General features: G+C 39.4%; 13 protein-coding genes and 1 pseudogene. 4 read left to right on the forward strand and 10 right to left on the reverse strand.

Features of this window, described 5'->3' with window-relative positions:
- Nucleotides 1–13: 13 nt before the first annotated feature.
- From Q0A12_RS11315 to Q0A12_RS11355, 9 genes are all read right to left on the reverse strand, one after another.
- A complete protein-coding gene (locus Q0A12_RS11315; RefSeq protein ID WP_291292751.1) occupies nt 14–727 on the reverse strand; it encodes a GntR family transcriptional regulator in 714 nt (237 codons plus the stop codon).
- A gap of 69 nt (nt 728–796) precedes the next feature.
- A complete protein-coding gene (locus Q0A12_RS11320) occupies nt 797–3,022 on the reverse strand; it encodes an alpha-galactosidase (protein WP_291292752.1) in 2,226 nt (741 codons plus the stop codon).
- Entirely contained in the window at nt 3,023–3,604 is a 582-nt protein-coding gene (locus tag Q0A12_RS11325; protein WP_291292753.1) for a hypothetical protein, read from the reverse strand. It abuts the gene before it with no gap.
- Between the two features lie 12 nt (nt 3,605–3,616).
- Nucleotides 3,617–4,444, reverse strand: coding sequence for a carbohydrate ABC transporter permease (locus tag Q0A12_RS11330; protein ID WP_291292754.1), 828 nt, complete (start codon nt 4,442–4,444; stop codon nt 3,617–3,619).
- Between the two features lie 2 nt (nt 4,445–4,446).
- The gene (locus tag Q0A12_RS11335; protein WP_291292755.1) at nt 4,447–5,328 is read right to left on the reverse strand and encodes a sugar ABC transporter permease; all 882 of its coding nucleotides are present in this window, start codon (nt 5,326–5,328) and stop codon (nt 4,447–4,449) included.
- A gap of 91 nt (nt 5,329–5,419) precedes the next feature.
- Nucleotides 5,420–6,724, reverse strand: coding sequence for an ABC transporter substrate-binding protein (locus Q0A12_RS11340; RefSeq protein WP_291292756.1), 1,305 nt, complete (start codon nt 6,722–6,724; stop codon nt 5,420–5,422).
- Between the two features lie 284 nt (nt 6,725–7,008).
- On the reverse strand, nt 7,009–7,806 hold the full coding sequence (locus Q0A12_RS11345; protein ID WP_291292757.1) for an ABC transporter permease subunit: 798 nt from the start codon (nt 7,804–7,806) through the stop codon (nt 7,009–7,011).
- Nucleotides 7,803–8,624: an ABC transporter ATP-binding protein gene (locus Q0A12_RS11350; RefSeq protein WP_291292758.1), complete on the reverse strand. Its 822-nt coding sequence runs from the start codon at nt 8,622–8,624 to the stop codon at nt 7,803–7,805. Before Q0A12_RS11350 ends, Q0A12_RS11345 begins: the two co-directional genes overlap by 4 nt.
- Nucleotides 8,625–9,134: 510 nt before the next feature.
- The gene (locus tag Q0A12_RS11355; protein ID WP_291292759.1) at nt 9,135–9,608 is read right to left on the reverse strand and encodes a sigma-70 family RNA polymerase sigma factor; all 474 of its coding nucleotides are present in this window, start codon (nt 9,606–9,608) and stop codon (nt 9,135–9,137) included.
- 167 nt (nt 9,609–9,775) lie between these two features.
- Here Q0A12_RS11355 and Q0A12_RS11360 point away from each other — a divergent pair, with 167 nt between their 5' ends.
- Together Q0A12_RS11360 and Q0A12_RS11365 are read left to right on the forward strand one after the other, a co-directional pair.
- On the forward strand, nt 9,776–10,552 hold the full coding sequence (locus Q0A12_RS11360; RefSeq protein ID WP_291292760.1) for a hypothetical protein: 777 nt from the start codon (nt 9,776–9,778) through the stop codon (nt 10,550–10,552).
- Nucleotides 10,553–10,708: 156 nt separating this feature from the next.
- Nucleotides 10,709–10,840 (forward strand): hypothetical protein, encoded by a 132-nt coding sequence (locus tag Q0A12_RS11365; RefSeq protein WP_291292761.1) that lies wholly within the window; start codon nt 10,709–10,711, stop codon nt 10,838–10,840.
- Nucleotides 10,841–11,345: 505 nt separating this feature from the next.
- Here Q0A12_RS11365 and Q0A12_RS11370 read toward each other — a convergent pair.
- Nucleotides 11,346–12,074, reverse strand: a complete 729-nt coding sequence (locus Q0A12_RS11370; RefSeq protein ID WP_291292762.1) for a DUF554 domain-containing protein — start codon at nt 12,072–12,074, stop codon at nt 11,346–11,348.
- Between the two features lie 140 nt (nt 12,075–12,214).
- Here Q0A12_RS11370 and Q0A12_RS11375 point away from each other — a divergent pair, with 140 nt between their 5' ends.
- Both Q0A12_RS11375 and Q0A12_RS11380 read left to right on the forward strand, forming a co-directional pair.
- Nucleotides 12,215–13,096 (forward strand): LysR family transcriptional regulator, encoded by an 882-nt coding sequence (locus Q0A12_RS11375; protein ID WP_291292763.1) that lies wholly within the window; start codon nt 12,215–12,217, stop codon nt 13,094–13,096.
- A gap of 101 nt (nt 13,097–13,197) precedes the next feature.
- A pseudogene (locus Q0A12_RS11380) lies at nt 13,198–13,482 on the forward strand (UbiD family decarboxylase domain-containing protein); the annotation flags it as partial.

Consider the following 13,482-nt stretch of genomic DNA (forward strand, 5'->3'; position numbering starts at 1 on the left):
GCTCACTGATTGCTCAGTTTCTCGTAAGAACCATTTCTACAGAGAACTCGTCATAGCGATGGACAGAAATGGAGTATTCAAAGGCTGCCCCTGTATCAAAGTAGGCAATTTGTTCAGCCACAGCGACAGGATCGCCTTCGTTAAGTTTCAAATATTCAACTTCAATAGGTGTCGCTTTTCTAACAGAAATTCGCCGATGCCCACTTTGAATGATCAACCCTAACTCTTCTTCAATATATTCATAAATGGATCCTTCGACATTTTCTTTTTTTAATCCTGGGATTAGCTCAATGGGCATATACGTTTTTTCCATCACTTTAGGTTTCCCATCGATATATCTCGCACGATAAATGTCATAGACAAAACTTTCTGGCGCTATATTAAGTTTATTGGCTACCACTTCATCTGCAACCACTACCGAAAAATTGATTGCCGTGCTTCTAACTTCTTTATCTGGATTCAAAGCAGTTGTTCCACGAAATTGGTTTGCCATGGTAATCCGTTCGATTTCTTCAATAGCCAAGTCTTTTACAAAGGTCCCTGAACCTCGTCTTTTGATGATCAATCCTTCAGATACTAAAATGTCTAGTGCCTTTTTGATGGTCATTTTGCTTGCATCATACATAGTACAGAGGTCTTTTTCAAAAGGAATCTGATCATTTGCTTTATATGTGCCATCTAAAATGTGGTTTCGAATATCATTCGAGATATAGATATATTTCTTCACTGTTATTCACCCCTCGCGATCTTATCCCTTTGATTCTATCGTTATTCGATCCCTTTGTCTATTTCCATTTTACTCTTCAACCTGTTGCAGATAAAAAATTTGTGATGAAAAATCCCCCGGCATCTCCCGTTGCCAATATTCTGTTGCTCGGTCAATGTAATTGTCTCCCAAAAGCAAGCCGATTGTCATCAAATCTTTGCCTGATCGTTTCTGATTCTTTAGTGAAAGCTGATAAAAGACATTCTCAGTCAAGCCTTTAAGCGGCAAGCGCTGATAACTTGTATTTGGTTTTGCCAACACTTGGTAGTAGCCAACAAGGGCTTCTTTTCTGTCTTGAGAAACGACCATCCACCCACATTCATTCTTCTCAAATGGACTTACTAAGCGATAAAAAATGCCCGAATGCAGCAAACGGCGATGTTCTTTAAAAAAATTCACTTGTTCCTTGATGATTTTTCTATCTTCTTCTGATAACTGCGTGACATCCAGTTCATAACCAAATGTCCCAAATAATGCCACATTTCCTCGCATCGCTAAGGAAGTATTTCGGGCAACTTGATGATTTGGAACTGCGGATACATGACTTCCCATAGCCGATAGAGGATAAACCATCGAGGCACCATATTGGATCTTCAATCGTTCGACAGCATCGGTATCATCACTGATCCATGTCTGCGGCGCATAATACAAGAGCCCTGGGTCAAAACGGCCACCTCCCCCTGCACACGATTCAATCAATAATTCTGGGTACGTTGTCAAGAGTTTCTCATACAATGAATAAACACCTAAAATATAGCGATGAAAAAACTCGCCTTGTCTTTTAGTCCCTAGTGTTTGAGAATAGGCTTCAGAGATATAGCGATTCATATCCCATTTCATATAGGTGATCTGACTTTCAGACAAAATTGCATCTATCTGATCAAAAATATGGTCAACCACCTCTTGGCGACTAAAATCTAGAACATATTGATTTCTTCCGTGGGAGATATTCTTTTTGGGATGACCAACTACCCAATCCGGATGTTGTTCATAGAGTTGGGTTCCTTTCGAGACCATCTCCGGTTCAAACCATAGCCCAAATGACAGACCGATAGCTTCAATTTGTTGCGATAGATGAGTGATTCCTTTTGGCAGTTTGCGTCTGTCTTCTCGCCAATCCCCTAAGGAAGAAGCATCATTATCTCTGCGCCCAAACCAACCATCATCTAACACGAAACATTCAATGCCCAAATCTTTTGCCTCTTTGGCGATTGTTAAAATCTTTTCTTCATCAAAATCAAAATAGGTTGCTTCCCAATTATTGATAACAATCGGTCTTGGTCGATTGACCCATTCCTTGCGAATCAAGTGTTCTCGATAAAAACCGTGGAATGCTTGACTCATTCCGTTTAAGCCATGACTGGTATAAACCATGACTGCTTCCGGGCTATCAAAAGGCTCATCTGCTTTCAATTCCCATGAAAACTGAAAGGGGTTGATACCCAATTGGACTCTGGCTATATTGTAAGTGTCAACTTCAATTTGTCCGATAAAATTTCCACTATAGATCAAACTAAATCCATACACAGAGCCTTGATTTTCGTCGGAATTTTTTGCGCATAATGCCAGAAATGGATTATGCACGTGACTGCTTGCCCCTCGTGTACTTGAGATCATCTGGATACCACTGTGTAATGTCTCTCGATTAAACTGAGTTTCTCTTGCCCATGCTCCATCTAAATGAATCCAATCGAAAGCATCGTTTGGTAAATCTAAACTCATACTCATCAAGCGATCAAGTGTATAGACACAGTCATCGTGATGATGGATGCGGCTTTGTCGAGTAATCACTGGATGGTCCAAGAAAATGGTATAATTCATTTCAATCGTCAAGGATGAATAGACATCTTTCAAAATAATGGTTAATCGATCCGCTTCTCCTTCTTCCGCAGACGTACTTGGCATATGAGGCAATGGCAGCTTATGATGGGAGATTTGATGACTTTCATAACAAAAATGACCAATCCGATCACCATCAGGATACGTGATTTCTACTGCAGGATAACGAAAATCCGTCGTACCATATAAGGGCATTTCTTGTTTGATGTGTTCAAAAGAAGAGGTATGATCCCCTTCCACGTAATTATTTGACGGGCGAATCTCTCGTTCGACCAAATAATAAAAAGAATCCATATGAGGAATAGCTTCCCCAAAATAGAGCTGTTCTAGAATACCAGTTTTTTCGGTCACTCGAAAAATGTAACTTAACTGATTGTTTGTTAAATGAAATTCCTGTTGCCCGTTGACATAAATCATCTAAGACTTCCTTCCGTTTCTCATTTTATGTTCTCCATGATAAAGCAGCTCAATGTACAGTCCTGGTAAGAAAGAAACAAAAAGAATCTTATTCAAGCAAAAGCCAACAAAAAGCAGTAAGAAGCCTGCCAATAGAAAACATGTAAATGCTGGCTGTTGCCAAATTGCTTTTATCCCTTTGTAAAAAGCAAGGGCCGGTTGTAGGGTGTCTTGCTTTTTCAACTCTAAAAGATAGTAGTTTCCGAGAATAAAAGTCACAAGAAGAAACGTACTTGAGAACGTGAGACCAAATAGTGCCAAAGCCCCTTTTGATTCTACTTGTAGAAGACAAATCCACAAAAGACTGCCAGAAAGACTAAACACGAAAGACAAACCTTTTTCTAATGGCAACGCTCCGTTGCCTTCTAAGTCAGAAAAGCCTGATTCCTGAAGTTCTCTGTGGGCGAGGGTTTTTCTAAGCGCTGGATTCCACCCATAGATTACCCCCTTACGAAGTAACTGCAGCCAATAATAAAAAGAGTTACTGATGATCCGATAGAAACGATCTACGATCAAAACTACTTTCGATGTCGATTGTTCCATACTTATCCCCTCCTATTTCACTGATCCTGCCACACCATTGTATATATATTTCTGTAAAGATAAGAAAACGATCAAAATAGGAATGATTACAATCACAACCCCGGCTAAAATGACCGGCCAGTTGCTGCCATAAGGTCCTTTGAAGGCAAAAAGTGCAGTTGAGATTACCTTTAAGTTTCGATCTGGCATATAAAGAAATGGGCTGTAAAAGTCATTGTATACTCCTACTCCACTGATAATCAGCATCGTAACGATAGGTGCTTTTAAGTTGGGCAAAATAATCCGCCAAAAGATGCCAAAATAACTGGCGCCATCTAAGAACGCTGATTCGTCTAATGAAATGGGAATTTCCTGCAAATACTGCATGAACACATAAATCGAAATAACGTCGGTACCTAAGTTTAAAAGAATCACTGCCCACATGGTATTAAACAAACCTAATCCATTAATAATTTGGAAGGTCGCAACTTGTGCAGTAATACTGGGAATCAACATCGCCATCATAAACAAAGTCATAATTGGTTTCTTCAATTTAAAATCGAATCGACTCATAACATAGGCAAACATCGAACCTAATGTTAGCTTTCCTAGCATACTGACTACAAAAATGATTACCGTATTTTTGAATCCTAAAAGCATTTGTCCATTAACAAAAGCTGTCTTATAGTTGCTAAAATCAAGGGCACGAGGTAAGGCCAATACCCCAGTTGTCAAAAATTCATCATTTGATTTTAATGAACCGATAAAGACAACTAATATCGGTAAAAGCGCTACGATCGCCCCTAAGATAAGGATCAGATATTGAAAGACTTTTCCTATTGTCCACTGTTTTTTTTTCATGACTAAGCCTCCTTCTCACGTGTAAACCATCTTTGTAAAACGGTGACAATAATGACTATAACGAGTAAAATAATCGCCATTGCTGATGCTAGCCCCACTTTATTGTATTTGAATGCTGTATTGATGGTCTGAATCACAAATGTGGTGGTGCCGTTGGATCCCCCGGTCATGATATACGGGATATCAAAGACACTTAATGAGCCGCTGACACCAAGAATAATGTTTAGAAAAATGATATTTCGGATACTTGGTAAAATAATATATACGAACTCATCCCACCGATTTGCACCATCCATCTCAGCTGCTTCATATATTTCCGGATTGACTGATTGAATCGCTCCTAAAAAAATCAAAAAGTTAAATCCGGTATAGCGCCAGACAGATGTAAATGCTAGAGAAATATTATTGATGGAACGATCCCCCAACCAGAGGCGTATCTGGTTTTCTAATCCTAAACCACTTAATACCGTGTCCAATGTTCCCCCACCTTTATAGAAGTAGAGAAAGATGAACCCAATGGCAACTCCGTTCAATAAATAAGGGAAAAATAGCACACCTTTCCAGAAATTAGCAAATTTCACTTTAAAAGAAAGAATTGTCGCAAATAGTAACGCGACGCCTAATTGGAAAAAGGTAGCAATAAAATAATAAAGACTCGTTTTGAAAACGGCAAAATAAGTTGGATTCGTGGTTACTGTCTGATAATTATCAATTCCCACAAAGCTGCTTTCGGGACTGTACCCATTCCAGTCGGTCAAACTATATTGAAACATCTTTATTAATGGATAGTAGGAAAATATGAGCAGCAATAAAATGGGAATAATGGTAAAAGAAAAAATAATCAACCGTTTTTCAGCTTTTTGCGACAACTGTATTTTCTTCATACTTCACACTCCTAAAATGAAGAGATTGCCACGTCGATCCCTCATAAGGAAACTAAGGCAAACAAGGGCAATCTCTTCTACTATTTACAAATTAGTTCCCAGATACTGCTTTGATTCCGGCTGCCCAGCGAGTATTGAAATCGTTCATAATGTCATTGAATGTTTCAGAGCTGTTGCCAATTGCTGAATCAATGATTCGTTGTTTCTCATTGTCAGTGGAACCTACCCCTAATTCTGATTGATTATTAATGTCACTAAATAACGATTCTTTGCCTTTAGCTGCCGGGTTCTCTTCTAATAATTCGACTCCTGCATTTTGACTATCTTTTAGTGCAGGTGGGTAATCCGCACCAATCACAGCGGATAGTCCCCCATTGTCTGCAGCATAATCGGATTCATTGACAAGCCAATCCAACAGTTTACGAGCGGCTTCTTTGTGTTTGCTATGAATATTGATTCCCAAATTGTAATCTCCGCCAACAGACATGTATTGCTTGCCATCAGCAGCAGTCATTGGAAAGGCTTGGAACGTTATATTGTCAGCATTTTCCGGATTTGCTTCTTGAATTTGCGGAACAGCCCAGCTGCCTAGTACCATCACAGCGATTTGACCGTTTGCCAAATCAACTTTTGATTGTTCCCAATCTGTGGTTGTCGGATCAGCTTCAATCAATTTTTTATTACTTACTTGATACAGTGTGTCATAAATCGTATTCATGACTTTACCATCAGAAAATGGTTCTGTATCCGTTGTCATTTCGTTGGTAAAGTCTGCATCCCCCGCAGCACCTGCGCGAACAAAATCCCAATTTGATAACGTCCAGCCAGATGCATAATTGGTATATAAAGGCGTTACGTCAGGATTCTTTTCTTTAATCTGCTCTAGGGCTGCAATAAAGGATTCTGGTGTTTTAGGAAAAGTATCAATCCCTGCATCTTTGAACACCTGCATATTTACCACCATGCCAGTCGCATTCATTTGTGTCGGAATTCCATAGGAAACGCCTTCAAAAGAACGATCATTCAAACCAAGATATTTTTCTGCTAACTTAGCTTTGTCTCCTAAAGGTTCAAAAAAAGTGCTATAATCTTGCGGATTGATATCACCTGGTATCATTAATAAATCTCCATACTCATCACTATTCATCCTCGTCTTAACTTGTCCAGCATAATCAGTGATGGTTTGGATTTCCACTTTGATATTGGGATATTTTTCATTGAATTGCTTCATGTATTCATCCCACTTACCATTTCCTTCCCAGTCGGTTTTGTGGTTGATAAAAGTGATCGTTTCAACATCATCGCTTGCTTTATCCGTCTTTCCACTATTACCACAAGCTCCAAGCATCCCTACAAGAGTCACCAAACCAGCCATTTTCAAAAAACTATTCTTCATATTTTCTCCTCCTAAATAATATTAAGAAAACGATTACAAACAAATATTATCACTTTTATTTATATATGTATATACTTTTAATTATTTTTTTTATACTTTTCTTTTTTTAAGAAATCTTTCCTCACAATGGGAACGTCCACTTTTCAAGAAAAATCATTTTCAATCTCAATAGTTTCCATTTTTCTATAGTGATGAATAGAAATCTGCTAGCCTCTGATTGTCCTATTCCCACAAAAAAAATCACTCCAACTGTAAGATTGAAGTGATTTTCCTTGATAATCAAACTAGATCGGAAGGTCTTTCCTGCAAAAAGTGATACCTGCGGCTGCAAATAGGAGACATGCGCCGATCAATAAAATGCTACTACCGATCAGTCCACTGCTATCTCCTGCGATCAACGCATTGGGATCAAACCAGGTAAAGAAAGTAAAATACTTGGCTTTTTCTGCATTTCCGCCGGTGTTGGCTAGCATTTGTAAGACATACATCAGTGCAGGCAGTCCGCCACCAATGGCAATGCTGTACTTTGAATCATTGAAAACACAGGAAGCCAAGAAAGAAATTCCAGCGATAAACAACTGCAAACAAAGCAAGCCAGCATTCAACAGCAACAGTTTTGAAAGCTCAAGCTCCCCTTTAAATTGCAGTCCGCAGATGATTTCTAGTGCAGTGGCATAGACGATCAAAAAGGCAATCCCTGTTAACAAAACCGCCATCTGTGTTAGGACGATCATCCTCCGTTTGATGGGAGCCGCCAGTAGTGCCGTCATGGCATGACTATCCACATATTTTGCAATCAATGCATTCCCGCGAAGAATCGAGAACACCATTGGAAAGACGATCAAGATAAAGCCATAAAGGTACGAAGACATGAAGCCTAACAATGAGGTCGCTCCAGCTTTCATTCCCACGGCTGACATTAATTCTGGCAGCATCTTGCGCATCTCTTCAAGGGATTTCATCATTTCTGGATTATACATACTGATAATGATCGAAATATAGAGGGTCATTACCGCACCAAATATCAACAGAGTCAGCAAGCTGCGACGCAGTTCGCGTTTGTAAAGTGCAAAATTGATCATTTGTCTTCCCCTCCATAATAATCCATGAAGATTTGTTCCAATGTTTGACTAGTGCTCACCTGAACCTGACAAGGTTGTGCAGCCTCGACTTGTCCATGAAAATCGGCCGCAAAATCTTTCGCCTGTTGTTCATTTGCCAAAGTAACCGTATAACGACGTAGATGTTTATCTCTTAGATTATCGGTTGAATCCAGTGCAACTAATTTTCCCGACCGAATGATGCCAATACGGTCACAAGTTCGCTCTACTTCTTCAAACATATGGCTAGACATGAGGATAGTCTTGCCTCGTTTTTTCTCTTCTGTAATTAAATCAATAAAACGTGACTGCATCAACGGGTCTAATCCGCTTGTCGGTTCATCCAAAATCAAAATCTCTGGATCGTGCATAAAGGCAATAACGATACCGACTTTTTGTTTCATGCCTTTACTCATTTTCTTAATCTTGCCGCTAGGATCTAACTCAAACCGATCAAGAAGTTCTTTCGCCCGACCATTTTCATTGCTTCCCCGATACTTGGCAATAAAATGAATCATTTCTGTTCCAGTCATCTCCTCAAAGAATGTCATTTCTCCCGGAATATAGCCCAGATTTTTTTGGATTTGATCTCGCTCGTGCCAACAATCCAGTCCATTGATCAAACAGCTACCGCTTTGAGGTTTAATAAAGCCCATCAAATGGCGGATCGTGGTCGTCTTCCCAGCACCATTCGGGCCTAAGAAACCAAAAGCACCAGCTGTCACAGAAAAGGACAGGTCAAAAACCCCTTTGCCATTGCCATAATCCCGCGTAAGATTAGCTATATCGATTTTACCCAACCTTCATTCCTCCCATCATCCAACTCGCCAATTTTCTCACCTACAATGCTCCGATGATTCCCTTAAAAAAGGTATTGACTAGTTCTTGAATATTGTCTTCCGCAATATCCTTCTTTGATAGCCAAAGTATAGACCACCTAAGCGAATTTGACTACAAAAATACTCCTCATAATTCACTCATGGGATGACCAATAAAAGCCAGCTTTCTAGTCTAAATATGACGGATTCTTAAAAAAAACAGCGTTCTCTAAGGAAAGAGCACGCTGCTAAGATAGTCAACAAAAAAAGAACCAAAGGCATCTCTTTTGGTCCATCATAAAAGGAGTTCATTCAAGTACCAGCGAATACTGAAATCACCTACCAACCAGATGAAGACAGTTTAGACAAAAGATGCCTTTTGTTCCTTATGATTAGTTTACAGAAAGAAAATAAGTTGAACAAGAGGAACAACTAAAGATTTTTCTGTCTGTAAACAAACGTTTACCTATTGCGAAACATAGAAAACTTTTTTCAAGGTTCATCTAATTGTTGAAACTGGCGCCAACGGGCCTTTAATTTCTGACGGTAATAGTAACGGGATTGTTTCGTTCCCACTTGATTGACCCAATCCAGCCACATTTGTTGTTCCTTGGGCTTCAAAAATTCCCAAAACTGAAGCAGCAGCAAATGATTATCGATGTCTTCTTTCAAATCAATGGCTTCTTCTACTTCAGAGGCGAGGGTTTGAATCAACTGCTTGTGGCGCTTACTTTTGCGCTGTAAATCGATCACACGCCACAGCAAAAAGCCAAAAAGATAATTCACTTCATTTTCGTTGCGAAAAATACCTTCCTCCGGATAATGTTGTGCACGTTCAAAGAGCAGCAGTCGTAACTCCTGCAAATAATCGTCAAAATCTGGATGACTGGGAAAAATACCGGCTCGAATCAATACTTTGTAAAAGAGACGTTCATACGAGGCCATCAGTGTTTGCCATTCTTTCATTGTAGTCCTTCCTTTGCTTGTTCTTCCCGCGGGTACATCAAGCATAGCAAAAAGAAAACTTCCCTTATTTGTCAAAAAGTAACAAACAATCTTAAATATTCATTTTATATTGCAAAAATAGTCAGATAATTCTATAGTTAAATTATCTGAAATGAAGGAGTTTTTCGATGAAGAAATGTTACTCCCCTCCCAGTTCAAACAATCAGGATCCCTATCGTCTGCCTCTGTTCAGCAAATGCAAACCACTTATTACGTCTATTGATCCCCTCACTTGCCAAGAACTTGCTGCTTTGATCCGTCCAACGATGACCATTGATTTTGAAAGAGAAATTTATGCCATTATCCCTTTCCTGAGTGAGGAACTCACTTACTCTCTGATCATTTACCATGACTATTGCTCGCTACTTCCTCAACCGCCTTTTCCCATCATCAAACAGATCCTTCTTCATTATCATTTTTATGACTATGGCATATTTAAAGACACGCTTTACCATCTATTCAGCCAGTCAAATATCAAACGTCAATATAAACTTCCTTGTGCCACCAGTGAATACAGCTTGCTTCCGTTAACAAATGCTACCAAAAAAGATACCATCTGGGTCAATCCCGGAAAAATCATGGCGTTGACATCAGCTGGTCCCCAGTTATTCATTGAACTGCAGAATCAGCTTTCAATCCCTTGCTCTGTCGAATCCCGCCGCTTAAAACAAACCATGCTGATTAGTTTTCTCGCTCACGGTGTTCTCAAGCGGGAACACAGTTATCAACTGATTCGCCCGAATACGAGTCTGACGGAATTTCTGGAACTTTCCTATTCTCCTATCACCAATCATCTTTTGGAGAATTTCTGTTTCCACGACCTTCCAGGCAAGCGAGGCAGCTTTAGTTTGATTTATCAGGATCTTTATGCAGAAGTCAGCCAACAGCGAATGCGTCAAAAGTGAGTTTGTCTTGCCATTTTTCTACCTTAAAGGAGTTTTTACAAAAAAAAGATAAATAAAAAAATTTTTATCATCCTTTGGCGTATTTTATTTTTGAGAAACCCAAAATCACTGTCATAAGAAAAAAGTGCAGGAATAGAAATAAGGAGGAGAATTATTATGCGAATCGTCAAAATTTCCGAAACAGAGATCTATGTAGAAATGCCGGGGAAGGAATCCTTTACCGTAAGCTGCAGCAGTGAACAGTTGGCCGAACGTTGGCTCGTTCTATTAGAAGGCTTATCGGAGTAAGCAGAAGGAACAGGTAGAAGAATGGCTTTACAAACGTTAAAACAGTTTGGATCCTTGTTGGCAGATTGAGAGAATGCTGGTTTCTACAATCACTTGGCAAAAGACCAAAAGCAAAAATCATCGACTTTTTTTTCATAGCCGATGATTTTTGCTTTTATTTTCCACTGTTTCTCTCTAAGACTTGGTTGTTATAAAAAAGACTGGCGATTCCATTCTTGGTTCGAGTATGTCTTCTAAAGCGAAGATCACCGCAGCAACAGTAGCGATAAACTAGCGCTAATTCCCCATTTTCACTTCCTTCAAGTCAGCCTCCGCTTTTTTCTAGCAAATCAAGTGAACACTTCAGAAAAGAAACAGCCTTAACGGGAATCAATTGCTCAAGAATCTTAGTAGCTTACCCTCTTCAATTCCAGTTGAAAGGCCCGTCTCTGAAGCTGGAAAAACAAAATAAGAAGCTTGATTCGCAGTTGCTGGAACGTATCGATTAGCGGAATGGTCTCAGTCTTTATAATAATGGAAGAATCCAGTTCACCCATACCCAACTTAATGGCATGATCAAAACCATCGCAGGAATCATATCAGCGGTTGGAAACATTTTGACTTTGATCATACGGAATCCGGTTGCTAACATCAAAATACCGCCACAAGCTTTAAAATCCAAAATCATATCTGGTGTAGTCAATGGGAAGATGAATTTCGCCATTAAAAATAGTGCATAAAAAATAATAAATTGCGGAATCGCGATGACTGAAACAACATAACCAAGGTTACAAGCAAAAATCGCAGCTGTAAAGAAATCCAAGATAGATTTGGCGATCAATACGGAACTATCCCCTGTCATACCAGAATCCAAGCTACCATAAATACCGGTACCACTGGCACAAAACAATACGATTACCGTCACTAATGTGCTAACGAACTCGTCTTGTGTCAAATTCATCTTTTCATTTGGAATCAGTTTTACGATCGGCCGTTGCATCAACAGTGCGCCTTTATTAATAAGATCACCTAAATGGATCGCCAACCCGATACCAGTCCCTAGTACTACAGCAAAAATAACTGCCGGCATATATTTCATCGGGGCGATCGCAAAAATCCCCATTGCCATGGAGCAAGCCCCAAAAATCATATTTATTTCTGTTTTGAATCGTTCTGTTAGCTTATCCCCTAAAAATCCACCAATGATTCCTCCTAAAATTACTGATGAAACATTAATAATAATACCAATTGGCATGCCAATCTCTCCCTTGATTTTTTTAATTCGTTTATGAGTGATTACGCTCAACAGGTTTTATTCTACAAAAAATATTTTTTCCAGCAATTCAAATTTGATGATACAATATTCTAGAATGGAATAGATAAGAGGGAGCAGAAATGGATATCCACAGACTTGAACTTTTTATTGATCTCACCCAGACACTAAGCTATACCGAAACAGCCGAACGGCAATTTACCACCCAAAGCAATGTATCCAAACAAATCATTGCATTAGAAAAAGAACTCAACATTGCGTTATTTGAACGATCTCATCGGAAAATCACCTTAACGAAACTTGGTGAAACCGTCCTCCCCTTTGCAGTGGCAATCGTGGAAAATTATCAAACCATGTTTGAGGAACTAGAAAAACAAGCCACCCAAAAAGAACTTTCGTTAAATATCTTAACAATCCCAACGATGGCAAACTATCACGGCTTTGAACTTATCACACGTTTCTTGAAAGAAAACCATGACGTACAGGTGCAATTAAAAGAAAGCGAAGGCAATCAACTCTTTCCTTTCCTAGATAAAAGTGCCAATCATCTGATTTTCGCTCGAACCTTTGAGGCCCCTTGTTCCGATTATGACTGCTTATTAACCGAAGAAGATGAATTCGTGGCAGTCCTGTCCAACCATCATCCACTAGCAAACCGAGAAAAGATTTCTCTTGCCGATTTGAAAGCAGAAACCTTTGTCATGCTGGAAGAAAGCACCCTTTTGTTTCAGCCAACGGTTGCCTTATGCAAAAAAGCAGGCTTTGAACCGCAAGTTCTTTTTACTAGTGCTCGGATTGACCTGTTATTGAATATGGTAGAAAACGAATTAGGCATTACCTTGCTAATGAAAAAAACGATTGGAAAAAATTGGCATCAACGAGTGCAAGTGGTGCCAATTACACCAACAGAGAAAAGCTATCTTTCCTTTATTCGCAAAAAAGACACCGCCTCAAAAGCCAGCCATCGTTTTTGGTCGTACATAACGAATAACAGATTGTATTAACACGTTATTCCAAAATGGAATATATTCAAACGGATTATGAATTGTTCTAAAATGACAATCCTCCTATGATGAGTGTAACAAGTTCAAAGGAGGAACAATTTATGACAAATTCACCCTATGATTTACGTAAAGTTATCGAAGAATTAAAACAACTACCTGGGCAATACCATGAAACCGATGTGGAAATCGATCCAGAAGCTGAACTTTCTGGTGTTTATCGCTACATCGGTGCTGGTGGTACTGTCAAACGCCCGACACAAGAAGGACCCGCAATGACCTTCAATAACATCAAAGGGTTTCCCGGAATGCGGGTGTCCATTGGAACCATGGCTAGCCGTAAACGAGTGGGAGAAATCTTACATCATGATTACCGCACCCTAGGAAAA

Source organism: Enterococcus sp. (assembly GCF_022711995.1).
GTDB lineage: Bacteria > Bacillota > Bacilli > Lactobacillales > Enterococcaceae > Enterococcus_D.